A 23,389-nucleotide genomic window follows, 5' to 3' on the forward strand; every position below is an offset into this window, starting at 1 on the left:
CAATTTCCCGCAGCCGGGACGTCCTAGTCTGGTGACGTGCGCCTTCTGCTGATCGCCGACACGCACGTCCCGAAGCGGGCCCGCGACCTGCCGCCCGATGTGTGGGACGCGGTGGACGCCGCTGACGTGGTGATCCACGCCGGGGACTGGGTGGAGCCCGGACTGCTCGATGCGCTCGAGGCACGCGCCCGGCGCCTCGTGGCCTGCTGGGGCAACAACGACGGCGACGAGCTCCGCCGCCGGCTTCCCGAGCGGGCCGACATCGAACTCGGCGGGCTCCGCTTCACGGTGACCCACGAGACCGGTGGCGCCGCCGGCCGCGAGGCCCGGATGGCCACGGCCTGTCCCGACACCGACGTGCTGGTCTTCGGGCACAGCCACATTCCCTGGGACACCACCGCCGAAACCGGTCTGCGGCTGCTCAATCCGGGCTCGCCGACCGACCGGCGCCGCCAGCCGTACTGCACCTACATGACCGCGACGGTCGCCGACGGTGCGCTGACCGACGTGGAGCTGCACCGGGTGCCCCGCCGTGAGTGACCGGCCCGCGACCGTCGACGACGTCCACGCGGCCGCGTCGGGGATGCCGCACGTCACCAGGATCGTCGGCCCGCGGGCGGGCAACCCGATCTACCAGGTGGGCGGGAAGTCGTTCGTGTTCTTCCGGACCCCGCGGCCGGACGCCGTCGATCCCGACACCGGGGAGAAGTACCCCGACGTGATCGTGATCTGGGTCGAATCCGAGGCCGACAAGCTGGCGCTGACCCAGGATCCGGAGTCGCCGTTCTTCACCACGTCGCACTTCGACGGGCACCCGTCGGTGCTGGTGCGCGCGAGCCGGCTCGGCGAGATCGGGGTGACCGAACTGAGGGAGCTGATTCAGGACGCCTGGTTGTCCCGGGCGTCGAAACGGCGTGCCGCGCAGTGGCTCAGCCGGGACGGGTGACGGTGTCGTGCTCGGCTCCGCACACGAACAACGCGAGCCGGGCCGGGACGTCCCCGGGATTGCGCCACCGGTGCCGGGTGCCGTTCTGCACCACGGTGTCCCCGGGATGCAGCGTCACCTCCGCGCCGTCGTCGAGTTCCAGGATGACGGTGCCCTCGAGCACCACCTCGAAGTCGATGGTGTCGGTGGTGTGCATGCCGGGATCGTCGAGTTCCATGTAGCCGAGCAGCCCGGGCAGCTTCGCCTCGCCGTCGGCGATCGCCTCCTCGGTGGTGAGGTCGTCGGTCCTGGCCTCCGCGGTGCCGGGCGGCAGCGTGAACATCGAGAATCGGAACCCGCCGACCGGCGGAAAGTAGGTGTGCCAGTTCGGCATCGATCCGTCGTCGGGGAAGTGGGGCGTCTCGTCGCCGCCCCACAGCATCGTGAACTCGGATCCGGGCAGCAGGACCGGCTTGCGCGGCGCGACCGTCTCGTCGCTGACGAACACCGACTTCCCGGACGCATCGTGGCCTGTGACGACTCGGCGGACATCCATCGGTCCAGTCAACCACCGGATGTGGTGCCGCCGTGGCAGTCTCTGCGGAATGGAGCACAAGCCACCCACCGCGACGATCGAAGCCGCTCACCGCGCCCAGCTGGGCAGCCTGCCGTTCGACGACACCCGAGACTTCGCCGACGCCGACCGCGGCTTCATCGCCGCGCAGCAGCCCTGCGTCATCACGGCCGCCGACGGGCGCGTCGTCTGGGACAACGACGTCTACGACTTCCTGCGCGGGGACGCGCCCACCACCGTGCACCCCAGCCTGTGGCGCCAGTCCCAACTGGTCGCCAAGCAGGGCCTCTACGAAGTGGTCGAAGGCATCTACCAGGTTCGCGGGTTCGACCTGTCCAACATCACGTTCGTCGAGGGTGACACCGGCATCATCGTGATCGACCCGCTGGTGTCCACCGAGGTCGCGGCGGCGGCTTTGGCGCTCTACCGCCGGCATCGGGGGGACCGCGCCGTCGTCGCGGTCATCTACACCCACAGCCACGTCGACCACTTCGGCGGCGTCCTCGGGGTGACCTCCCAGGCCGACGTCGACGCGGGCAAGGTCGCGGTGCTGGCGCCCGAGGGCTTCACCGAACACGCCGTGCAGGAGAACGTCTACGCCGGAACGGCGATGGCGCGTCGCGCCGGGTACATGTACGGCGCCGTGCTCGAGCGCGGACCGCAGGGGCAGGTGGGCTGCGGGCTGGGCCAGACGCCGTCGACGGGCGAGGTCGCGATCATCGTGCCGACGGTCGACATCCGCGAGACGGGGGAGACCCACACGATCGACGGCGTGGAGATCGAGTTCCAGATGGCGCCCGGCACCGAGGCGCCGGCCGAGATGCACTTCTACTTCCCGCGGTACCGCGCGCTGTGCATGGCCGAGAACGCGACGCACAACCTGCACAACCTGCTGACGTTGCGGGGAGCGCTGGTGCGTGACCCGCACGGCTGGGCCGGCTACCTCACCGAGGCGATCGACACCTTCGCCGACCGCGCCGACGTCGTGTTCGCCTCGCACCACTGGCCGACATGGGGCGCCGACCGCATCGTCGAATTCCTCTCGCTGCAACGGGATCTGTACGCGTACCTGCACGACCAGACGCTGCGCCAGCTCAACCAGGGCTACACCGGCATCGAGATCGCCGAGACGTTCGCGATGCCGCCCGCGCTCGAGCGGGCCTGGCACGCGCACGGCTACTACGGCTCGGTCAGCCACAACGTCAAGGCGGTGTACCAGCGCTACATGGGCTGGTTCGACGGCAACCCCGGGCGGTTGTGGCCGCACCCGCCCGAAGCCATCGGCCCCCGCTACGTCGCGGCGATGGGCGGCCTCGACCGCGTCGTCGAGCTGGCGCAGCAGGCCTTTGACGAGGGCGATTTCCGCTGGGCGGCAACACTTCTCGATCATGCGATCTTCACCGACGAGAATCACGGCGGTGCGCGGCAGCTCTATGCCGACACCCTCGAGCAGCTGGCCTACGGGTCGGAGACCGCGACCTGGCGCAACTTCTTCCTGGCCGGGGCCACCGAACTGCGGGAGGGCAACTTCGGCACCCCGACAGCCACGTCGACCACCATGGCCGCACAGCTGTCGCCCGAGCAGATGTTCGACGTGCTGGCGATCAGCGTGAACGGCCCGCGGGCATGGGATCTCGATCTCGCGATCGACGTCACGTTCGGTGACACCGACACCAATTACCGGTTGACGCTGCGTAACGGCGTGCTGGTCTACCGCAAGGTCGACGCCGACGGCCAGACGGCGCAGGCGACGATCCGGCTGGCGACCAAGGTGCGGCTGCTGAGCCTGGCGGCCGGTGACGCGACGTCGCCGGGCGTCGAGATCACCGGCGACGGCGGTGTTCTGGAGCAGCTCGTGGCGGTACTGGACAAACCCGACCCAGGGTTCGACATCGTCACGCCGTAGTGCGAGTGCCGGGTTATGACGACTGTTCCGAACGCTTGCCGACATTGCGGAGTCGAGCAGCGGGAGAACGCCCGTTTCTGTGACTCCTGCGGCGCCCCGATCACTCGGCTGTCCGGCGCGGAATACAAGCAGGTCACGGTCCTGTTCGCTGATGTGGTCAGGTCCATGGAGATCGCGCGGGCGTTGGGTCCGGAAGCGCTCAGAGAGCTGATGACCGAGCTGGTCAACACGTGTGGCGCAGTGGTTCGCCGCTATGGCGGTGATCTGAATCAGTTCACCGGTGACGGGATCATGGCCCTGTTCGGCGTACCGAATGCTCTCGAGGACCATGCGCGCCGCGCATGTCTGGCCGCCCTGGATATCCAAGCCAGGTCCGCACATGTGGACTCGACGGCTCTGCGCCGCGCGGGGATGGTGCTGCGCTTGCGGATCGGACTCAACTCCGGTCTCGTCATCGCCGGCGATGTCGGTTCGGCGCCCATCGCGTACACGGCTATGGGAGGCCATGTGGGGATGGCGCAGCGTATGGAATCTGTCGCCGGACCGGGCGGCATCATGCTCAGCGAGTCGACTGCTCGACTCGTGGAGAACGATTTCCTGCTCGGAGCTCGACAATTCGTCCACATCAAAGGCGCCGATGAACCCGTTGCATCCCGCCGGCTCGTATCGGCGGTGTCTCGACGGAGTATGGATGCCCGCCGGTCTCCCCTGATCGGCAGGGAATCGGAGACGGAGACCCTCGCGGGGATCCTGCACGACGCGCTCAATCGAACCGGGTCCGTCGTCACAGTGCAGGGACCGCCGGGCGTCGGCAAGACGCGACTGGTCCAAGAATCGGTGGCTGCCGCGGTCGGGCGCGAATTCGAGGTGTTCTTCACATACTGCGAATCGCATACCCGCGAGATCTCATTCACTGTGATTTCACGACTGTTGCGGGCGGTCTTCGCCATCGTCGGTGTCGAACCGACCGCCGCGCGATCGATGGTTCGCACCGCCACCGGCGATGTCGACGACCAGGATCTGCTTCTGCTCGACGATCTGCTCGGCATCCGCGATCCGGACGTCCCGCTCCCCGAGGTGAGTCCCGATGCGCGGCGGCGGCGGCTCGTCGATCTGATGACCCAGGTGTCGCTGACCAGGGCCCGTCCCACCGTGTACGTCATCGAAGACGTCCATTGGATCGACGGCGTCAGCGAGTCGATGCTCAGCGAGTTCGCCCAGGCCATCGTCGGTGCATGGGCGACGGTCCTGATCACCTTCCGGCCCGAGTACCGAGGAACGATGTCCCGGATAGCCGGTGCCAAGGCGATTGCGTTGGCCCCGCTCGGAGACGTGGAAGTACGTCAGCTGGTCAGAGGTCTCCTCGGGACGGATCCGTCAGTCGACGGGCTCGTGGAGGTGATCGTCGGGCGTGCGGCCGGGATCGCCTTCTGTGCCGAGGAGATCGTCCGCGATCTGGCGGAACGAGGCGAGATTCGAGGGACGGTCGGCGATTACCGCTGTGTCCAGAAGGTCGACGACATCCACGTGCCCGCCACGGTGCAAGCCGCTATCGGTGCTCGAATCGACCGACTCGACCCCCTCGCCAAGCGCACGCTCAACGCGGCGGCGGTCGTCGGTCTGAGGTTCCGTGCCGGCGTAGTAGAGAGCCTCCTCGGCACTGCGGAATTCGATCCGCTGGTCGACGCCCAGCTCGTCGACATCGTTGGTGACGGAGGCGATGCCGAGTATGCCTTTCACCATCCACTCACCCAGAAGGTGGCGTACGAATCGCAGCTGAAATCCGCGCGCTCGGAGTTGCACCGCCGTAGCGCCGTGATCCTGCAGCAGACCGTCTCGGCGGCCACCGGTGAAGGCGCCGCCCTGATCGCGGCCCAGTACGAGGCTGCCGGCGACTTGAAGGACGCCTTCGGATGGTCGATGCGGGCGGCGGAATGGTTCGGGCCACGCGACATCCGGGCGGCGCGTCAGAGCTGGCAGCAGGCTGCACGCATCGCCGATGACCTCCATGATGTCGAACAGGACTCGTTGGCGATGAGGATCCAGACCCGAGCGTTGTTGTGTGGAACGGCATTTCGCGTCGGCGGTGACCCCGAATCGACGGGGTTCGAGGAGCTGCGCAGCCTGACGTCGCGGGCGAACGACAAGCGATCGCTGGCCATCGGAATGGCGGGCTATCTCAACACTCTCACCTTCAACTCGCGACACCACGAGTCTGCAGAGACGGCGTCCGAACTCGCCACACTGCTCGAGTCGATCGGCGACCCGACGATGACCGTCGGACTTCTCTACGGCGCAGCGCAGGCCAAGTGGGAAGCCGGTCAAGCGATCGAGAGCCGACGGCTGGCGCAGCGCATCATCGACCTGGCTGACGGCGATCTCGTGATGGGCAACCTGGTGATCGGCTCTCCGCTTGCGTGGGCCATGTCGCTACGGGGAGCGTCATCGATGTTGTTGGGTCAGCCGGGATGGCGCACCGACATGGAGCGCGGCATCGACATGGCCCGGACATTCGACGCGGCCACGCGGATGGTGGCGCAACTGTACAAACTCTCGGTGGCGATCCCGAACGGTGCGGTACTGCCCGATTCGAGGGATATGTCGATGACAGCGGAGTCGCTGGAGATCGCGGAGCGGTCCGGTGACAATGCCGCACTCGCCTTCTCGTACATGAATCGGGCGGTGTGTCTGCTGTACGCGCCCGAGGACCATGGTCCGAGGGGTTTCGAGGCGCTGTGGACGGCGCGCGAATTGATCGTGCGCGACAAGCTGACTTTCACCTTGCGGCGGCTCTCCGATATCGAATTGGCGCGGCAGCGGCTGAAGTCGGGCGATCCCGATGGGGCGCTTGCTCTTGCTGGGCCCGTGCTCGATGAACAGTTCACCAGCGGCGAGATGACTTTCCGTGGTCCCGCCACGTCGGTGGTCGTCGAAGCGTTGTTGCGTCGCGGCACACCGCACGATCTCGAGACGGCTCGAGCTGCGATCGACAGATTGTCCAGGGTGCCGACGGATGTCGGATTCGTTCTGCATCGCCTTCCCGTTCTTCGGCTGCGGGCGCTGTTGGCCAGACAGACAGGAGCAGAGGTCGAATATCGAGAGCATCTGACCCGGTATCGGCAGTTATCCGCGGAGTGTGGTTTCGACGGCCATATCGCCGAAGCCGCCGCGATGACCGAGTACGACTAGGGCATCCCGCCGTCGGCGCGCACGATGGAACCGGTCGTGTAACTCGACGCATCCGACATCAGAAACAGTGCGGCGCCGATGATCTCACGCGGCTGGCCGGCACGTTGCAACGCGAAGTGCCGGAAGGGGTTGTCGCCGGACAGGTTCCACGCCGTGCTGATGTCGGTGAGGAAGGGGCCGGGCATCAGTGTGTTCACCCGCACCGTCGGACCGAACGCCTTCGCGAGCCCCTCGGTCATCGCGTTCAGCCCCGCCTTCGACGCGGCGTAGGGCAGAAACGACGGGTCGGGCCGCAGCGAGCCGTGCGTGCTGACGTTGATGATCGACCCGCCGCCCGCGGCCACCATGCGCTCCCCGACCAGAGCCGACAACCGGAACGGGCCCTTGAGGTTCAGATTCATCACCGCGTCGAACAGCTTCTCGGTGACGTCGGTCAGCGTGTCGTAGAGCGGGGACATGCCGGCGTTGTTGACCAGCACGTCGACCCGGCCGAACCGGTCGTAGGCGGCGTCGACCAGACCGTCGAGCTCGTCCCACCGGCCGACGTGCACCGCGTACGGGAACGTGGCCCGGCCGGTCTCGGCGGCGATCTCCTCGGCGGTGGCCACGCACGCGTCGTACTTGCGGCTGGCGATGACGACGTCGGCACCGCACCGCGCTGCCGCCAACGCCATCTCCCGCCCCAGACCGCGGCTGCCGCCGGTGACGAGCACCACCCGGTCGGTCAGATCGAACAGTGAATCGGCATACCCTGACACGCGCCCTATGGTGGCACGGTGCAACTGCTTCTGGTCCGACATGCGCTACCGCTGCGCAGCGAGCCCGGGGAGGGCTCGGATCCCCGCCTGTCCGACGAGGGGGTCGCGCAGGCGGCACGGCTGCCCGATGCGCTGGCCCGCTTCCCGATCACCCGCCTGGTGAGCAGCCCGCAGGTACGGGCGGTCGAGACGGGCCGACCGCTGGCCGACACGCTCGGGTTGCCGATCGAGGTGGACGACCGGCTCGCCGAGTACGACCGCGACCTGCCGCACTACATCCCGATCGAGCAGATCGCGCAGGAGAATCCGCAGGAGCTGCAACGGCTGATCGACGGCCATCTGCCGAGCGGTGTCGACGAGGACGCCTTCCGCGCCCGCATCACCGCCGGCATCGAGGACCTCGTCGCGGCGGCCGACCACGACGACACGGTCGCGGTGTTCAGCCACGGCGGTGTGATCAACGTGCTGCTGCACGCCATCCTGGGCACCGAACGCCTGCTGTCGTTCCACGTCGACTACGCGTCGGTGACGCGGCTGCTGTCCTCGCGCAGCGGACGGCTCTCGGTCGCGAGCGTCAACGGCACCGAACACGTATGGGACTTATTGCCCCGGAACCAGCGATGAGCGCTTGCGCGAAGAGCAGATGGCCGCAGGTGGTAGACAAGTTCCCGTGACTGACCTCGAGGGCTTGGATCTGGCCGCACTGGACCGGCATCTGCGCGAGGCCGGCGTGCCGCGTGACGGCGAACTCCGCGCCGAACTGGTGTCGGGCGGCCGGTCGAACCTGACGTTCCTGGTCTCCGACGACGCGTCGAGGTGGGTGCTGCGCAGGCCGCCGCTGCACGGACTGACCCCGTCGGCGCACGACATGGCCCGTGAGTACCGGGTGGTCGCGGCACTCGCCGACACCGCGGTGCCGGTCGCCCGCGCGGTGACGATGCGCAACGACGACTCCGTGCTCGGCGCGCCGTTCCAGATGGTGGAGTACGTGCCGGGCCGAGTGGTGCGCCACACCGGCCAGCTCGAGGAGCTCGGCGACAGGGACACCATCGAGGCGTGCGTCGACGCGCTGATCGGGGTGCTGGCCGAGCTGCACGCGGTCGACCCCGACGCCGTCGGACTCGGCGACTTCGGCAAGCCGGCCGGATACCTGGAGCGCCAGGTGCGGCGCTGGGGTTCGCAGTGGGAGCTGGTCAAGCGCCCCGACGATCCCTGCGACGCGGACGTCAAGCGGCTGCACGCCCGACTCGCCGAGGCGGTCCCCGCGCACAGCCGGGCCGCCATCGTGCACGGTGACTACCGCATCGACAACACGATCCTCGACGCCGACGATCCGACCCGGGTGGTGGCGGTGCTCGACTGGGAGATGTCCACGCTCGGCGACCCGCTCAGCGACGCGGCGCTGATGTGCGTGTACCGGCATCCCACGTTCCACTACGTGCACGCCGACGCGGCCTGGGCCTCGGAGCTGATCCCGAACCCGGATGCGCTGGCCGAGAAGTATGCCCGCGCCGCCGGTCAGGACCTGCACGACTGGGACTTCTACATGGCGCTGGCCTACTTCAAGCTCGCGATCATCGGGGCCGGCATCGCTTACCGTTCCCGCGAGGCCGGCCTGACCGACGACACGGACAAGGTCGGCGAGGCCGTCGCTCCGTTGATCGCTGCGGGGCTGGCCGAGCTGGCCTAGGCTGGGGTTTCGTCGCAGCTCACCGTGGGTAGAGAAGCGCGTGCCTCAAACGATCGCCCCGCCCGCTCTCCGTTCAGAACCGACAAGAAGGCCCACCGCCATGAAACGTGATGTCGGCGCGGAACTGGACGTGGAGATCACTGCGCCCACGACGCTCGAGTTCCAGATCGCCGTGGCGCCGCAGTCGGGCGTCGAGGTCACCGAATCCCTGTCATTCGTGTTGGACGGCAAGGAGATTCCGTCGGGTGACATCAAGGAGATCGCCGGCGAGCACGGCAACCGGATCCACACACTCGAGGTCGCGCAGGGGAACCTGAAGGTCAGTTACTCGGCCAGCGTCGTGGGGCAGGCCGACCCGCCGCCGCTGCGCGACATCGACCTGTCGACGTATCTGCGGCCCAGCCGGTACGCCGAGGCGGACAAGTTCTTCGGCTTCGCCGCGACCGAATTCGGTGATCTTGCCGACACCGCCACGATCCTGGAGAAGGTGTCCTCCTGGGTCGGCTCCCGGCTCAACTACGTCCCCGGCTCCAGCGATCCGATCGACGGCGCGGCCGACACTCTGCTCGCCGGTGAAGGTGTCTGCCGCGATTACGCGCATCTGGTGGTCGCCCTGCTGCGTGCGGTCAACGTCCCCGCGCGGCTTGTGTCGGTGTACGCGCCGGGCTGCCAGCCGATGGACTTCCATGCCGTCGCCGAGGCGTTCGTCGACGGTCAGTGGCGAGTGGTCGACGCGACACTGCTGGCGCCGCGCCAGTCCCTGGTGCGCATCGCCACCGGACGCGATGCCGCCGACACCGCATGGCTCGACAACCACAAGGGGGCGATCACGGTGAACAACATGACCGTCACCGCGACGGTCGACGGCGACCTGCCCCGTGACTCGATCGACCAGTTGGTGTCGATCCAGTGAGCCGGCTAGATGCCGCCCTTGAGGTTCTTCTTCGCCGCGCGGCGTAACTGGAAGATGCGTACCGCGCCGACGGCGACCGCCAGCAGTCCGCCGGCCACCGCCGCGAACAGGATGGCCACCCCCAGCGGCAGGCTCCACTGCCAGCCGAGGAACTGGAACTCGGTGGACTCGGTGTTCTGTGCGATGAAGATCAGCAGGACGATGAGCACGAGGAAGCCCAGCGTCAGCGCCGACCACAGCGCTGCCGCGCGGGTGCGGTGGACGGCCGATTGCCCAGGGGTGATGGTGCCCGTCGCTGCAGTGGCGGGCGCGTCGAACGGCGGCGGCGGTGGTGGCGGGTCGGCCGACGCGAAGGGATCGCTGGACATGGCTCCATCTTTGCCCTTTGCGGCTTCGAATGAAACATGCACGGTGATCGCGTTAGGGTCACGAAAGTTTCCGCGACCTGGAAAGGACGTTCGGCGTGACTAGCTTCCGAAAGCCGGCCCGAAAGCCAGTCCGAAAGCCAAGGTGGTCCCGATGGCGCGCGGTGCTGGTGCTCGTCATGGCGGTGACGGTGGCGGCCTGTGGCAGCTCCAATCCGCTCGGCGGCGGCGAGATCTCCGGAGATCTGAAGTCGATCAAGGTGGGGTCCGCGGACTTCACCGAGTCGAAGATCATCGCCGAGATCTACGCCCAGGCGCTGGAGGCGAACGGCTTCACGGTGTCGCGTCAGTTCGGAATCGGCAGTCGCGAGACCTATATCCCCGCGGTGCAGGACCACTCGATCGACCTGATCCCCGAATACACGGGCAACCTGCTGCAGTACTTCGACGCCAAGAGCGCCGCGACCACTCCCGACGCCGTGCTGCTGGCGCTGTTCCAGGCCCTGCCCGGTGATCTGTCGATCCTCACTCCGGCCCCCGCGGAGGACAAGGACACCCTCGCGGTGTCCGAGGCGACCGCGCAGCGCTGGAATCTGAAATCGATCGCCGATCTCGCGCAGCGCTCCGCAGAGGTCAAAGTCGGTGCGCCGTCGGAGTTCCAGACGCGCCAGACCGGGCTGGTGGGGCTCAAGGAGAAGTACGGTCTGGACATCGCGCCGGCCAACTTCGTCGCCATCAGCGACGGCGGCGGTCCGGCGACAGTGCAGGCGCTCACCGGCGGCACGGTCACCGCGGCGAACATCTTCTCCACGTCGCCGGCGATCGAGCAGAGCAAGTTGGTGGTTCTCGAAGACCCGAAGAACGTGTTCCTGGCGGCCAACGTGGTCCCGTTGGTGGCCTCGCAGAAGATGTCGACCGACCTCAAGACCGTGCTCGACGCGGTCAGCGCCAAGCTCACCACCGAGGCGCTGATCCAGATGAACACCGCGGTGGAGGGAAACAAGGGCATCGACCCCGACGAGGCGGCGGGAAAGTGGATCGCCGACAACGGCTTCGACAAGCCCGTCCAGAAGTAGGAATCACGTGATCACCTTCACCAACGTCACGAAGAAGTACCCGGACGGCACCGTCGCGGTCGACGACCTGACGCTGGAGGTCCCCGAGGGCACGCTGACCGTGTTCGTCGGACCCTCCGGCTGCGGCAAGACCACCTCGATGCGGATGATCAACCGGATGATCGAGCCGACCTCGGGCACACTCACGGTCAACGGGGAGGACGTCACCGAGGTCGATCCCGTCAAGCTGCGGCTGGGGATGGGCTACGTGATCCAGAGTGCGGGCCTCATGCCGCATCTGCGGGTGGTCGACAACGTCGCCACCGTCCCGGTGCTGCGGGGCGAATCCCGGCGAAGCGCACGCAAATCCGCGCTCACGGTGCTCGAACGGGTGGGGCTGGACCCGGCGCTGGCCAACCGGTATCCGGCGCAGCTGTCCGGCGGCCAGCAGCAACGCGTCGGAGTGGCGCGGGCGCTGGCGGCGGACCCGCCGATCCTGTTGATGGACGAGCCTTTCAGCGCCGTCGATCCGGTGGTCCGTGACGACCTGCAGGCCGAAATCCTGCGTCTGCAAAGCGAATTGCGCAAGACGATCGTGTTCGTCACCCACGACATCGACGAGGCGATCAAACTCGGCGACCGGGTCGCGGTGTTCGGCCGCGGGGGCGTCCTGCAGCAGTACGACGCCCCCGCCCGGCTGCTGTCGAACCCCGCCAACGACGACGTCGCCGGCTTCGTCGGCGCCGACCGGGGTTACCGGGGGTTGCAGTTCTTCCATGCCACCGGCCTTCCGCTGCACGACATCCGCCATGTCGGTGAGCCCGAGATCGATGCCCTGTCGCTGGCGCCCAGCGACTGGGTGCTGGTCACCCGGCCGGACGGCACCCCGTATGCGTGGATCAACGCCGAGGGCGTCGAGCTGCACCGGGCGGGACGTTCGCTCTATGACAGCACGATCGCCGGCGGCTCGCTGTTCCGCCCCGACGGCACCCTGCGGCTGGCGCTCGACGCGGCACTGTCCTCGCCGGCCGGACTCGGTGTCGCCGTCGACGGCGGCGGCCAGGTGGTCGGCGGTGTGCGGGCCGACGACGTGCTCGAGGCGCTGGACACCCAACGCACCGCCCAGCAGGCGGTTCCGGCGGGGCAGGAGCGCAGCGACTCGGGGGAGAAGAGTTAGCGTAATGCGGTATCTGTTCACCCACCTCGACGATCTGTGGGCGCTGACGGTGATCCACCTGAGGCTCTCGCTGATCCCGATCGTGCTGGGGTTGGTGATCGCGGTGCCGCTGGGCGCGCTCGTGCAGCGCACCACGGCGCTGCGCCGCCTCACCACCGTGACGGCGAGCATCATCTTCACCATTCCGTCGCTGGCCCTGTTCGTGGTTCTGCCGCTGATCATCCCCACCCGGATCCTCGACGAGGCCAACGTCATCGTCGCGCTCACGCTCTACACGGTGGCGCTGCTCGTGCGCGCTGTCCCCGAGGCGCTCGACGCGGTGTCGCCCGCGGTGCTCGACGCCGCCACCGCCGTCGGCTACAAACCGCTCACCCGGATGCTCAAAGTCGAGCTGCCACTTGCTGTTCCGGTGCTCATCGCCAGCCTGCGGGTGGTGGCCGTCACCAACATCTCGATGGTGTCGGTGGGCTCGGTGATCGGCATCGGCGGTCTGGGCACCTGGTTCACCGAGGGTTACCAGTCCAACAAGAGCGACCAGATCGTGGCAGGCATCATCGCGATCTTCGTGCTGGCCATCGTCATCGACACGCTGATCATGCTGGCGGGCAAGGCCCTCACGCCATGGACCAGGGCCCAACGCGGGCCCGCGTCGACCAAGGCGGCGTCGAAGGGGGTGCCCGCGTGAACTTTCTGCAGCAGGCGCTGTCCTTCATCTTCACCGCGGCCAACTGGGGCGGCCCGGCCGGGCTGGGCACCCGCATTCTCGAACACCTGCAGTACACCGCCGTCGCGACCCTGTTCTCCGCGCTGATCGCGATCCCGATCGGGATGCTGATCGGGCACACCGGCCGCGGCACCTTCCTCGTCGTCACCGGCGTCAACGCGCTGCGGGCGCTTCCGACGCTGGGTGTGCTGCTGCTCGGCGTGCTGCTGTGGGGACTCGGACTGGTGCCGCCGACCGTGGCGCTGATGCTGCTCGGCATCCCGCCGCTGCTGGCAGGCACGTATGCCGGTATCGCCAACGTCGACCGGTCGGTGGTCGACGCGGCCCGCTCGATGGGCATGACCGAATCGCGGATTCTGCTGCGGGTGGAGACACCCAACGCGATGCCGCTGATCCTGGGCGGATTGCGCACCGCGACGCTGCAGATCGTCGCGACGGCGACCGTGGCGGCCTATGCCAGCCTGGGCGGGCTGGGCCGCTATCTGATCGACGGCATCAAGGTGCGCGAGTTTCACATCGCCCTGGTCGGCGCGCTGATGGTGACCGCGCTGGCGCTGATCCTCGACGCGGCACTGGCCTTCGCGGTGTGGGCGTCGGTGCCCGGCAGCGGGCGGCTGCGGGGCAGCCGGTCGATGCCGCAGCCGTTCCTCTCCGATGAAGTGGCGCTCGAATCGCGGCCCAGTTCGGGAGCCCGCCACGAACGGGGCAACGCGTCGCCTACGGTAGAGCCATGAGTGAAGACGATCGCTCTGACACGAGTGCCTTTCCCGCTGTGCTGACGTGGCGGGCCCCCGACTCGACGCAGATGGAGTCGGTACGCGTGCAGCTCTCGGGCAACCGCATCAAGGCCTACGGCTGCGTGGTGGCCGCCGCCACCGACGCCCATCCCGCCTTCAGTGCCTCCTATGACCTCGTCACCGACGAGGCCGGCGCGACCAAGCGGTTGTCGATGACCGTCACGCTGGCCGAGCGCGAGCGGCAGCTCTCGATCGCCCGTGACGAGGAGAACATGTGGCTGGTGCAGGAACACTCCGGGCAGACCAGCCGCTCGGGTTACGAGGGTGCACTGGACGTCGACGTGATCTTCAGCCCGTTCTTCAACGCGCTGCCCATCCGTCGCACCGGGGTGATGCCCGGCAGCGGCGAGTCTGTGACGGTGCCCGTGGTCTACCTGCGGGTGCCCGACCTGTCAGTCGACGTGGCACACATCAGCTATGTCGCCACCGAGGCCGGCGTCAAGCTGCACTCACCGGTCGCGCAGACCACCGTGACGGTCGACGCGAACGGCTTCATCCGCGACTATCCCGGCTTGGCAGAGCGGATCTGATCACCCCGCCGGCCCGGCCGGCGGCGGCCAGTTCGTCGCGCCAGCCCTGCGCGCCGACGACGATCCCGACGATCTCGGGCCGGCTGAAGTTGTCGTAGCGCACCCGGGCGGCGTGCCCCGCCTCGACGAGTTCGGCGACCGACCGGTGCTGGGCGAGCTGATCGCGGGCGTGGGTGAGCAGGCGCAGGCTCTCGTCGAGGACGGGCAGCAGTTCGTCGGCGTTGGCCTCGCACATCGCGCGCACCAGGTTCGGCGCCGTTCCCGCGACCCGGGTGCCGTCGCGGAAGGATCCCGCCGCCAGCGGGAACGCGAGCGGGACCTGGCCGGCGGTGGCGGCCAGGGCCTCGGCGAGCAGGTGGGGTAGGTGCGAGATCGTCGCCGCGGCCCGGTCGTGTTCGTCCGAGCGTGCCGGGACGACGACGGCGTGGCAGTCCAGCGCCAGCGCGGTCACCTCGGTCCAGACCTCCGGGTCGACATGGTCGTCGACGCTGACCACCCACGGGGCGTCGACGAACAGGTGCGCGTCCCCTGCGGTCCAGCCGGAGTGCGCGGTGCCCGTCATCGGGTGGCCCCCGACGAACCTGTCGAGCAGTCCGGCCCGGGTGATCTCATCGAGCACGGCGCCCTTGACACTGGTCACGTCGGTCAGCGAACAGTGCGGGGCGGTGGCGCGGACATGCGCCAACATCAACGGCAGGGCAGGCACGGGCACTGCCAGAACGATCAGGGCGCCGGTCTCGGCGGCCCTCGTCAGCGCCTCGTCGAGACGGGTGGTCGCGTCGTAGCCGTCGAAGCGGGCGGCCTCGACGCCCTCGACCGAACGGTTGTAGCCGAACACGTCGCGGCCGGCAGCCTGCGCCGCCCGCATCAGCGAGCCGCCGATCAACCCGAGACCGACGACGCAGACCGGTGTCTTCCTCACCCGTTCAGGTTGGCATACGACATGGTCAACGCCCTGACAGGGGACTACGGTTACCTGTCATGGCAGCGCAGCGTGCACAGGCTCAGGAGCGGTCGGCCGACGTCCCGGACGGCTTCGCGGTGGCGGTGGTGCGCGAGGACGGCGCGTGGCGGTGCACCTCTTTGCGGTCCGACGCCCTGACGAGTCTGTCCGCTGCCGAAACGGAACTGCGTGAACTGCGCAGTGCCGGAGCGGTTTTCGGGCTGCTGGATATCGACGACGAGTTCTTCGTGATCGTCCGGCCTGCCCCGTCGGGCACGCGCCTGCTGCTCTCGGACGCGACCGCCGCGCTGGACTACGACATCGCGGCCGAGGTGCTCGAGAAGCTCGACGCCGACATCGACGAGGAGGAGCTGGAGCGCGCCGACCCGTTCGAGGAAGGCGATCTGGCCGTGCTGTCCGACATCGGGCTGCCCGAGGCGGTGCTGGGCGTGATCCTCGACGAGAGCGACGACCTCTACGCCGACGAGCAGGTCGGCCGGATCGCGCGGGAGATGGGCTTCGCCGACGAGTTGGCCGCGGTGCTCGATCGATTGGGCCGGTGACCGACGAGGACCTGATCCGCGCCGCACTGGAGGCGGCCGCCACCGCGGGCCCCCGTGACGTTCCGATCGGTGCGGTGGTCGTCGCCGCCGACGGGACCGTGCTGGCGCGGGCGGCCAACGCCCGCGAGGCACTGGGTGACCCGACCGCACACGCGGAGATGTTGGCTCTGCGTGCGGCCGCCTCGGTGCTGGGCGACGGCTGGCGGCTGGAGGGCGCGACGCTGGCGGTGACGATGGAGCCGTGCACGATGTGCGCAGGCGCGCTGGTGATGGCCCGGGTGGCACGGGTGGTGTTCGGCGCGTGGGAACCCAAGACCGGCGCGGTCGGCTCGCTGTGGGACGTGGTCCGCGATCGGCGTTTGACGCACCGCCCGCAGGTGCGCGGGGGAGTGCTGGCCGAACTGTGCGCGGCGCCGCTGGAGGAGTTCTTCGCGCGCCAGCGCTGAGCGGACAGCCCTCGGGCCGCCCTGGGGTGCGCTCAGATCGCGATCCGGCGCTTGAATTCAGGCGGTCGCTGCAGCGAATGTGGACGGGTCTGAGAGTAGTCGGTCGAGTTCTTCGGCGGGGGTCCGCCAGCCGAGGCGTTTGCGGGGTCGCGCGTTGAGTTCGGCGGCGACCTGGTCAAGCCATCCGGGCCCGTAAAACGACAGGTCAGTGCCTTTGGGGAAGTACTGGCGCAGCAGTCCGTTGGTGTTCTCATTGGTGCCGCGCTGCCAGGGGCTGTGCGGGTCACAGAAGTAGATCGGTAGTCCGGTGGCTTCGGTGATCTTGGTGTGTAGCGCCATTTCGCTGCCTTGATCCCAGGTCAACGAGCGGCGCAGGATCTCGGGAATGTCGGGAATCTTGACCGCCATCGCCTCGGCCAGGGTGGCCGCGGTGCGGTCATCGGGCAGGTGCAGCAGCACCACGAAGCCGGTGGTGCGCTCGACCAGGGTGCCGATCGCCGAGCCTGAGGCGGTACTGCCCAGGATCAGGTCCCCCTCCCAGTGGCCCGGGATCGCGCGGTCGGCGGCCTCAGCGGGCCGCTCGCTGATGTTGATCATGTCGCGGATCTTGCCTCGGCCGTCAGCGGTGTTGCGGCCGTGTGGTTTCGTCGCACCCGACCGGTGCGCAGCGCGGTCTTGACCAGCCGGGCCAACTCGCCGCGGGGTTGGACGTAGAGGGCTTGGTAGATCGTTTCGTGTGACACCCACATCTCCGGATCGTCGGGGAAGTCCTGGCGCAGCCGGCCCGCGATCTGCTCGGGGCTGTGCTTGTGCTCCAAGCCTTGCAGAACCTCTGCCAATAACGCAGGCCGCGACTCCAGCCGCCGTGGTTTGGGTCGTGTGCGTTTCTGCTCGGCGACGTCCTGGCCGACCCGGGCCCGATACCCCGAGCCGGTCGCCCCGCGGACGAGCTCGCGACCGATCGTGTCGCGATGACGCTGCAGCAGCCCGGCCGCCCGTTCGGGGGTGTAACCGGTCTCGAGCAACTCCTCGAGCCGGCAGCGTTCGGTGAACGCCAACGGCGCGCGCGGGCGCTGCGATCGGTCGGGTTCGACCACGGCAAGCACGGGGGTTCTGGGCACGTACCCAGCCTGTTTGACCCAGCGCAGCGCGGCGTTCTCCGACACGCCGGCCAGCAGGGCCGCCTCAGTTGTCGATCCCCCGGAATGCATCGCCGCCCAGAACACCGCGCGCGCCGCCGCCGAATACCGCAGCCCGTGATGCCGGTTATCGGCAGCGATCCCGGCGGCACCGGCCCACTGACAGCCCGTCTGATGGGACACCCCGGCCACCGTCGCCGCCGCCGACTGCGACAACCCCGACCTCAACGCCTCCAGAAACACCTCGCGTGCCGGCCCGGGCACCTCTTTGCTGCCCTGCTTGCGAAACCCCATCGAACAACACCCCTTACGAATCAGGTGCTGCAACGACCGATTGAGTCTGAGGCGCGACATCTCGCCCTGAGCGCACACCAGAGCCGGTTTGGGACCTGAGCCGTCGCTCGGTAAGCTGCCACACGGTGGCGTGTCCGAGCGGCCTAAGGAGCACGCCTCGAAAGCGTGTGACGGGTAACCCCCGTCCGAGGGTTCAAATCCCTCCGCCACCGCCAAGACCGCCCTCCTGTCACAGCAGGTAAGGGCGGTTTTCGCTTCACCATGAAGCCATGCGCTGATGCTCTCTGCCCACAATCTGCCCACATCTCGTCACACTCCGACGCTAGTTTGGCCATGTGGCGTACGAAGCGTGGCGCGCCGAACTCTGTCGGCAGTGGCCGGCAGCGCTTCCTGCCATCGGCCGGCAGGCCGCGACAGAATGTCATGCCGGGCGCGGGACGACCATTACGGGGATCTCGGCCAGTTCGAGAACCTTGCGTGTGACCGTGCCGACGAAGGGGTGGTGACCGGGTCCCCTTAGGTCTGGTCGGCCCATGACGATGAGGTCGGCATCCCAATTAGTTGCTTCCGCTAGCACCAATGCGGCCGGGTCACCTTCGAGGACGGTTGTCTCGGCTATGACGTCGGCGCGTTCGGCCTCGGCTCCGACATGGGCCATTAACGCTGCCGCCGCCTTGCTGCGTCTGGTCGACAGCTCGCTGTCGCGTCCCATCCTTCTCAGAGCGCGGACGAGTTCGCCGTCACCCGTGACGTGTACGAAGCGAAGGCGTGCGCCGGTGCGGGCTGCGAGGTGGACTGCGGCGTGTCCCGCCGCCAATGCGGCCGGTGAGTCGTCGACCGCGACCAGGATCTTGTCGAACACAGGCGCTGTCATGGTCTTCCTTCTCTACGACCGTCCCGCTGTGCGCCGGTCGGATTGCCCGCAGCCCAGCGCAATCGCACTCCGTCGGTGTGTTCTTCTTCTTCGAGCTTGAACTGCAGTTCCGCGAGGGCCTCCTGCAGGCGGGGTATCCACCGGTCCTCGATGGCCCGGAGCCGACGTCGAGTGGCCGTCTCCTGCGCCTCGAGGACACGGACGGCAGTCTCGTTAGCTGCTTGCTCGACTGCGAGCTGCAACGCTCGCCGATAGCAGTCGCGCGCGGCGACCAGGGCGGCGTTGCCGGCGGGCGGCGCGTCCAACGAGGGCTCCGGCATGGTGCAGGTCGCCTCGGCCGGATAGCGCACGCCCATCGACTGCTCCCAGATGATGCGGACCTCAGCGGGCAACGGCGCGGCGGCGAGCCGGAGCGACTGTTCGCCACCGAGAAGAACGCCGCGCAACAGCCAGGCATCGGCTTCGCGGCTTGCCGCTTCCCACGCGGTGGCCGTCCGGTCTCGTTGCAACGTCAGACGTTCCCGCTCGGCACGGAGAATACGCAGCTTCTGGTCGAGCAGATCTGCGCCACGTTGCGCGGTGGAGAGCCGATGTTGGAGCCACAGTCGACCGGCGCGTCCAGGCGGTGCGTGCAAGATACCGGCCATGGCGTCTATCGCCCCGCGGAAGGATCGGCGTACCGGGCGTCGAGCACAGCGTTGGGAAGCATCGTGAGCTCTTGACGTGGCAGCACACGCAGCGCCTGCCAGGCGCGGTCAAGTGTGTCGTCGAGTGTCCGTGCCTCGTCGCGGCGCTGGTTGAGCAGCCGCTGCTTCACCGCTTGCTCGAAGGCGAGATACGCGCCGTCGGTGGCGCTGAGTGCGTCCTCGCCCACCAACTCGGCGAGCTCACGTGCTTGCCGGGCCCGGGCCAGCGAGGCCAGGACCTGGGCGGCCACATCGAGGTGGTCCTCGCGCGTCCGTCCCGGTCCGGCACCCTTTCGCATGAGTCTGGACAGGGAGTTCAGTGGCTCGACGGGCGGGTAGATGCCGGCGTCCTGCATGGTGGCCGAGAGCACGATCTGGCCTTCGGTGATGTATCCGGTGAGGTCTGGAACCGGATGGGTGATGTCCCCGGCGGGCATGGTCAACACGGGAAGCACGGTGACCGACCCGGGCACGCCGCGGATACGGCCGCACCGCTCGTAGAGCGAGGCGAGGTCGCTGAACAGGTAGCCCGGATACGCCCGGCGGCCGGGTATCTCACCTCTTGCCGCGGACACCTCCCGCAGCGCCTCCGCGTAGGAGGTCATGTCGGCCATCACGACGAGCACGTGCCGGCCCAGGTCGAATGCGAGGTACTCGGCGACCGTGAGCGCGAGCCGGGGGGTCAGAATCCGTTCGACCACCGGGTCGTCAGCCGTGTTGAGCAGCAGCACCAACTCCTCTGCGGCTGAGCGCGCCTCAAGGGCGTCCCGCACAGCGGCCGTGTCGAGGTGGGTCAGGCCCATGCCCGCGAAGACGACCGAGAACGGCGCATCACCCGCGGTGGCCTGCGCGGCCACCTGAGTCGCGAGCTCGAGATGCGGTAGCCCGGCAATGGAGAACACCGGGAGCTTCTGTCCCCGCACCACGGTGGTCAGCGCGTCGATGGCCGAGACCCCGGTGATGACCGGCTCAGCGGGCGGTTCGCGGTGCATGGGGTTGAGCGGGAAACCCGAGACAGCAGCCCGCCGCACACCGAAGATCGGTGGCCCCGCGTCGACGGGTTCTCCCCTTCCGTTGCAGACCCGTCCGAGCCAGCCGGGTCCCACCGGGATGTGTAGGGACTCCCCGGCGAAGCGGACACGGGTGTCGCCTGGGCGGATACCCTCGGTTCCCTCGAGCATCTGGACGACCGCCAGGTCGCGGTCGACCTCGAGGACGAGACCGTTGCGCACCTCACCCGAACCCAGTTCGATGCGCGCGGACTCGTCCCAGCCCACGCCCGACACGCCCCGGACAACGAGCAGCGGCCCTCGCAACTCGGCCACATCGGTGTACTCGAGCGCGCCAAACGTCGCGACCGGCCCGATGGGACTCGTGCTCATGACAGCGTCCCGAGTCGAGTCAGCATGGCCTCCAGATGCTTCTGGACCCCCTGGAAGTCCTCGGGCCCGGTTTCCTGCGCAGCGCGCAACAGGCTGCCGAAGTCTGTCTCCTCGATCGTCGCGGCGGGCACTCCAGAGTCGATGAGCGCGTCACATCGGTCGATGACCGCGAGGACGGCCTCGAGCAGCGCCGCGCCCTTGGCCGCGGAACAGAAGACGTCATTGGGGCTGAGCGCACTCTGCTGCAGCACCGCCTCACGCAACAGCCGTCCGGCCAGCATGACCACGCGCTCGGCACCGGGCATCGCTCCGATGCCGACCAGATCGGCGAGGGCGCCGAGCCGATCGGCGTCTGAGAGCAACGCGCTGACCCGCTCTCGGCGGTGAGTCCATGCCGGATCTCCCTGCCGCGTGTGCCACGCGCCCAGCGCGTCGGCGTCGCGGGAGAACGATCCCGACCACGCAACGGCCGGATAATGCCGCGCGTAGGCCAGGTCCCGGTCGAGCATCCACACCGATCGGACGAACCGCTGCGTGTGCGCGGTCACCGGTTCGGTCATGTCCCCGCCCGGGGGCGAGACCGCACCGATGATGGTGACCGACCCTCGTCGCCCACCGAGAGTGACCACATGCCCGGCCCGTTCGTAGAAGGCCGCCATCTCCGACGCAAGACTCGCGGGATAGCCCTCCTCCGCCGGCAAGGCCCCAGTCCGGGACGCGAACTCCCGCAGCGCCTCCGCCCAGCGCGAGGTCGAGTCCGCAATGAGCACGACGTGATATCCCATGTCCCGGAAGTACTCTGCAACGGTGACACCGGTATAGATGCTGGCCTCACGCGCCATCATGGGCATGTTCGAGGTGTTTGCGATGATCACCGTGCGGCGACTGAGCGGTTCGCCGGTGCGAGGATCCTCAAGCGCGCTGAGCTCATCCACCACATCGGCCATCTCGTTGCCGCGCTCGCCGCACCCGACGTAGACGATCACATCGGCGTCGCACCACTTGGCGATCTGCTGCAACAGCATTGTTTTCCCGTTACCGAAGCCGCCCGGCACCGCCGCGCTGCTGCCACGGGCCACCGGGTACAGCAGGTCGAGGACCCGCTGCCCGGTGTGCAGGCCCTCCGCAGCGTTGAGGCGTTCCCGGTAGGGCCGCGGACGCCGCACCGGCCACACGCTGGTGAGCCGGACGTCGACCCCGGCAACCGTGGCGGCCACCGCGTCCGCGGCACAGCTGCCTGCCGACGCGATGTGCTCCACCACACCGGCCGTGCCGGCGGGGACCAGGATCCGCAGTGGCAACGACGTCTCGCCGCCGACCGATCCCAGCTCATCACCCTCGGACACGACGGCGCCTTCGGCGACAAAGGGGGTGAAGTGCCAGCGTCGGTCGTTGCCACCCTGTCGTGCCGCGCCTGGAACCAGCCAGGTTCCGGCATCGGACAGCGGGCGCAGCAGGCCGTCGAACACCGCGCCCAAAAGCCCCGGGCCCAGTTCCGCCGAAAGTGGTGCGCCGCGGGAAACGACCCGGGCACCCGGGGCCAGGCCGCCGGTGTCCTCATACGCCTGGACGGTGATCCGTCGATCGGTGATGGCCACGACTTCTCCCGGCAGCTGCTGCTCACCCAGCAGCACCACGTCATACATCGCCACGCCGGGCAGACCCTCGAGCTCGACCAATGAGCCCGATACCCGGGACACCTGTGCGCTCACGACGACCACAGTCCTTCGACGTCCGCGCCCATCGTGTCGATCACGTGGTCGGCGAGTAACGCCAGGGTGTATCGCGCTCGCCGGCCGTTCGCCTCGCCGAGCACACCACCTTCGGGGGGTTCGCTCAGCACGGCATCGGCTCCGAGTACCGTTCGGGCGTGGGCGGCGAGGCGATCCCGCCACGGTCGGTAGGCGGGGTCGTCCCGAAGGGCGGGCAGGGCCTGCACCACCCGGGACCGCAGCTCGTCGTAGGCCTTCCGTTGTGCGGCCAGTACGACCGCTCGGGCCTGGCGTCGAGCCCGGGAACGCTCCACCGCGAGCACTGCCGCGGCGTTGGACTCGCCCTCTGCGCGGGCCGCGTCGCGGATGGCGTCGGCTTCGCTCTGTGCCGCCGCCAGGGTCGCCTCGGCGTCGGCATCGGTCTGCGCGAGAAGGCGCTGGGCCTCCGCTCGCGCCCGTGCCAACAACTCCTCTCGGACCGGGGCGAGCGGATCGGCTAGTTCAGGCATCTGACCAGCGATTACGACGGGATGACCACGGTGAATGGGAGCAGCTTCGCGGTGCGGGCATCGCCCAGTTGACGAGCCGCCTGCGCTGTGACGATGACAACCTGAATGTCGTCGGGCAGGTTGCTCCAGGCGCGGTGAACCGCATCCTCACCCTCGGCGGGCAGGACGAGGGCGCCGGCGAGCGCGAACCCGGATACCGCGGTTTCCTCGCCGATGACCGCGACACTTCCCACATCGC

The 23,389-nt window shown here is 68.5% G+C and carries 24 protein-coding genes, 1 tRNA gene and 1 pseudogene; 15 read left to right on the forward strand and 11 right to left on the reverse strand.

All coding sequences use genetic code 11. The features are described from left to right. Positions 1-36: 36 nt before the first annotated feature. Both G6N45_RS06450 and G6N45_RS06455 read left to right on the forward strand, forming a co-directional pair. Positions 37-540, forward strand: a complete 504-nt coding sequence (locus G6N45_RS06450) for a metallophosphoesterase family protein (RefSeq protein WP_163720951.1) — start codon at positions 37-39, stop codon at positions 538-540. Further along, on the forward strand, positions 533-946 hold the full coding sequence (locus tag G6N45_RS06455; RefSeq protein WP_163720953.1) for an MmcQ/YjbR family DNA-binding protein: 414 nt from the start codon (positions 533-535) through the stop codon (positions 944-946). The genes G6N45_RS06450 and G6N45_RS06455 overlap by 8 nt, the downstream gene beginning before the upstream one ends. On the opposite strand, the gene G6N45_RS06460 is transcribed toward G6N45_RS06455, so the two are convergent. After that, entirely contained in the window at positions 930-1,481 is a 552-nt protein-coding gene (locus G6N45_RS06460) for a cupin domain-containing protein (protein ID WP_057149548.1), read from the reverse strand. The two genes, G6N45_RS06455 and G6N45_RS06460, sit on opposite strands and share 17 nt — an antisense overlap. Positions 1,482-1,530: 49 nt before the next feature. On the opposite strand from G6N45_RS06460, the gene G6N45_RS06465 reads away from it, so the two are divergent. Both G6N45_RS06465 and G6N45_RS06470 read left to right on the forward strand, forming a co-directional pair. After that, positions 1,531-3,405: an alkyl/aryl-sulfatase gene (locus G6N45_RS06465; protein WP_163720955.1), complete on the forward strand. Its 1,875-nt coding sequence runs from the start codon at positions 1,531-1,533 to the stop codon at positions 3,403-3,405. Between the two features lie 15 nt (positions 3,406-3,420). Continuing rightward, the gene (locus tag G6N45_RS06470; protein WP_163720957.1) at positions 3,421-6,594 is read left to right on the forward strand and encodes an ATP-binding protein; all 3,174 of its coding nucleotides are present in this window, start codon (positions 3,421-3,423) and stop codon (positions 6,592-6,594) included. Here the strand turns inward: G6N45_RS06470 and G6N45_RS06475 are convergent. Then, on the reverse strand, positions 6,591-7,394 hold the full coding sequence (locus G6N45_RS06475; RefSeq protein ID WP_179965279.1) for an SDR family NAD(P)-dependent oxidoreductase: 804 nt from the start codon (positions 7,392-7,394) through the stop codon (positions 6,591-6,593). The two genes, G6N45_RS06470 and G6N45_RS06475, sit on opposite strands and share 4 nt — an antisense overlap. On the opposite strand from G6N45_RS06475, the gene G6N45_RS06480 reads away from it, so the two are divergent. The 3 genes from G6N45_RS06480 (at position 7,371) to G6N45_RS06490 (ending at position 9,955) form a co-directional block, all read left to right on the forward strand. After that, complete coding sequence (locus G6N45_RS06480) at positions 7,371-7,976, forward strand: histidine phosphatase family protein (RefSeq protein ID WP_163720961.1); 606 nt, start codon at positions 7,371-7,373, stop codon at positions 7,974-7,976. The genes G6N45_RS06475 and G6N45_RS06480 overlap by 24 nt on opposite strands. Positions 7,977-8,022: 46 nt before the next feature. After that, the gene (locus tag G6N45_RS06485) at positions 8,023-9,042 is read left to right on the forward strand and encodes a phosphotransferase family protein (protein ID WP_170312430.1); all 1,020 of its coding nucleotides are present in this window, start codon (positions 8,023-8,025) and stop codon (positions 9,040-9,042) included. 100 nt (positions 9,043-9,142) lie between these two features. Next, on the forward strand, positions 9,143-9,955 hold the full coding sequence (locus G6N45_RS06490) for a transglutaminase-like domain-containing protein (RefSeq protein ID WP_057149543.1): 813 nt from the start codon (positions 9,143-9,145) through the stop codon (positions 9,953-9,955). A gap of 5 nt (positions 9,956-9,960) precedes the next feature. Here the strand turns inward: G6N45_RS06490 and G6N45_RS06495 are convergent, their stop codons facing one another. Further along, on the reverse strand, positions 9,961-10,323 hold the full coding sequence (locus tag G6N45_RS06495; protein WP_163720965.1) for a LapA family protein: 363 nt from the start codon (positions 10,321-10,323) through the stop codon (positions 9,961-9,963). Between the two features lie 176 nt (positions 10,324-10,499). Here G6N45_RS06495 and G6N45_RS06500 point away from each other — a divergent pair, with 176 nt between their 5' ends. The 5 genes from G6N45_RS06500 to G6N45_RS06520 are packed head-to-tail and all read left to right on the forward strand — an operon-like array spanning position 10,500 to position 14,603. Further along, positions 10,500-11,396, forward strand: coding sequence for an ABC transporter substrate-binding protein (locus tag G6N45_RS06500; RefSeq protein WP_163727919.1), 897 nt, complete (start codon positions 10,500-10,502; stop codon positions 11,394-11,396). Between the two features lie 7 nt (positions 11,397-11,403). Further along, positions 11,404-12,552, forward strand: a complete 1,149-nt coding sequence (locus tag G6N45_RS06505) for an ABC transporter ATP-binding protein (protein WP_163720967.1) — start codon at positions 11,404-11,406, stop codon at positions 12,550-12,552. A 4-nt stretch (positions 12,553-12,556) separates the two neighbouring features. Further along, complete coding sequence (locus tag G6N45_RS06510) at positions 12,557-13,237, forward strand: ABC transporter permease (RefSeq protein WP_057149539.1); 681 nt, start codon at positions 12,557-12,559, stop codon at positions 13,235-13,237. Beyond that, entirely contained in the window at positions 13,234-14,010 is a 777-nt protein-coding gene (locus tag G6N45_RS06515; RefSeq protein WP_163720969.1) for an ABC transporter permease, read from the forward strand. The genes G6N45_RS06510 and G6N45_RS06515 overlap by 4 nt, the downstream gene beginning before the upstream one ends. Further along, the gene (locus G6N45_RS06520) at positions 14,007-14,603 is read left to right on the forward strand and encodes a putative glycolipid-binding domain-containing protein (RefSeq protein WP_163720971.1); all 597 of its coding nucleotides are present in this window, start codon (positions 14,007-14,009) and stop codon (positions 14,601-14,603) included. Before G6N45_RS06515 ends, G6N45_RS06520 begins: the two co-directional genes overlap by 4 nt. Here G6N45_RS06520 and G6N45_RS06525 read toward each other — a convergent pair. Beyond that, positions 14,566-15,525, reverse strand: coding sequence for a prephenate dehydrogenase (locus G6N45_RS06525; RefSeq protein WP_163720973.1), 960 nt, complete (start codon positions 15,523-15,525; stop codon positions 14,566-14,568). The two genes, G6N45_RS06520 and G6N45_RS06525, sit on opposite strands and share 38 nt — an antisense overlap. 59 nt (positions 15,526-15,584) lie before the next feature. Here G6N45_RS06525 and G6N45_RS06530 point away from each other — a divergent pair, with 59 nt between their 5' ends. Together G6N45_RS06530 and G6N45_RS06535 are read left to right on the forward strand one after the other, a co-directional pair. Next, positions 15,585-16,109 carry a tRNA adenosine deaminase-associated protein gene (locus G6N45_RS06530; RefSeq protein ID WP_163720975.1) on the forward strand — a complete coding sequence of 175 codons (525 nt, stop codon included), beginning with the start codon at positions 15,585-15,587 and terminating at the stop codon, positions 16,107-16,109. Further along, positions 16,106-16,555 (forward strand): nucleoside deaminase, encoded by a 450-nt coding sequence (locus tag G6N45_RS06535; RefSeq protein WP_163720977.1) that lies wholly within the window; start codon positions 16,106-16,108, stop codon positions 16,553-16,555. The genes G6N45_RS06530 and G6N45_RS06535 overlap by 4 nt, the downstream gene beginning before the upstream one ends. Positions 16,556-16,612: 57 nt before the next feature. Here the strand turns inward: G6N45_RS06535 and G6N45_RS06540 are convergent. Next, positions 16,613-17,766 (reverse strand): annotated as a pseudogene (locus tag G6N45_RS06540) (IS30 family transposase). A 346-nt stretch (positions 17,767-18,112) separates the two neighbouring features. Here G6N45_RS06540 and G6N45_RS06545 point away from each other — a divergent pair. Then, positions 18,113-18,203, forward strand: a tRNA-Ser gene (locus G6N45_RS06545). Between the two features lie 206 nt (positions 18,204-18,409). Here G6N45_RS06545 and G6N45_RS06550 read toward each other — a convergent pair. The 6 genes from G6N45_RS06550 to G6N45_RS06575 are packed head-to-tail and all read right to left on the reverse strand — an operon-like array spanning position 18,410 to position 23,384. Next, positions 18,410-18,850, reverse strand: coding sequence for a universal stress protein (locus tag G6N45_RS06550; protein WP_163720978.1), 441 nt, complete (start codon positions 18,848-18,850; stop codon positions 18,410-18,412). Positions 18,851-18,858: 8 nt separating this feature from the next. After that, positions 18,859-19,509, reverse strand: a complete 651-nt coding sequence (locus tag G6N45_RS06555) for a V-type ATP synthase subunit D (protein ID WP_163720980.1) — start codon at positions 19,507-19,509, stop codon at positions 18,859-18,861. Between the two features lie 5 nt (positions 19,510-19,514). Continuing rightward, positions 19,515-20,930, reverse strand: a complete 1,416-nt coding sequence (locus G6N45_RS06560) for a V-type ATP synthase subunit B (RefSeq protein WP_163720982.1) — start codon at positions 20,928-20,930, stop codon at positions 19,515-19,517. Further along, positions 20,927-22,642 (reverse strand): V-type ATP synthase subunit A, encoded by a 1,716-nt coding sequence (locus tag G6N45_RS06565; RefSeq protein ID WP_246228907.1) that lies wholly within the window; start codon positions 22,640-22,642, stop codon positions 20,927-20,929. The genes G6N45_RS06560 and G6N45_RS06565 overlap by 4 nt, the downstream gene beginning before the upstream one ends. Beyond that, positions 22,639-23,151 carry a V-type ATP synthase subunit E family protein gene (locus tag G6N45_RS06570; RefSeq protein ID WP_163720984.1) on the reverse strand — a complete coding sequence of 171 codons (513 nt, stop codon included), beginning with the start codon at positions 23,149-23,151 and terminating at the stop codon, positions 22,639-22,641. Before G6N45_RS06570 ends, G6N45_RS06565 begins: the two co-directional genes overlap by 4 nt. 11 nt (positions 23,152-23,162) lie before the next feature. Next, on the reverse strand, positions 23,163-23,384 hold the full coding sequence (locus G6N45_RS06575) for a V-type ATP synthase subunit F (protein WP_197746870.1): 222 nt from the start codon (positions 23,382-23,384) through the stop codon (positions 23,163-23,165). Positions 23,385-23,389: the final 5 nt, after the last annotated feature.

It is taken from the genome of Mycolicibacterium psychrotolerans (assembly GCF_010729305.1).
Taxonomy (GTDB): Bacteria; Actinomycetota; Actinomycetes; order Mycobacteriales; family Mycobacteriaceae; genus Mycobacterium; species Mycobacterium psychrotolerans.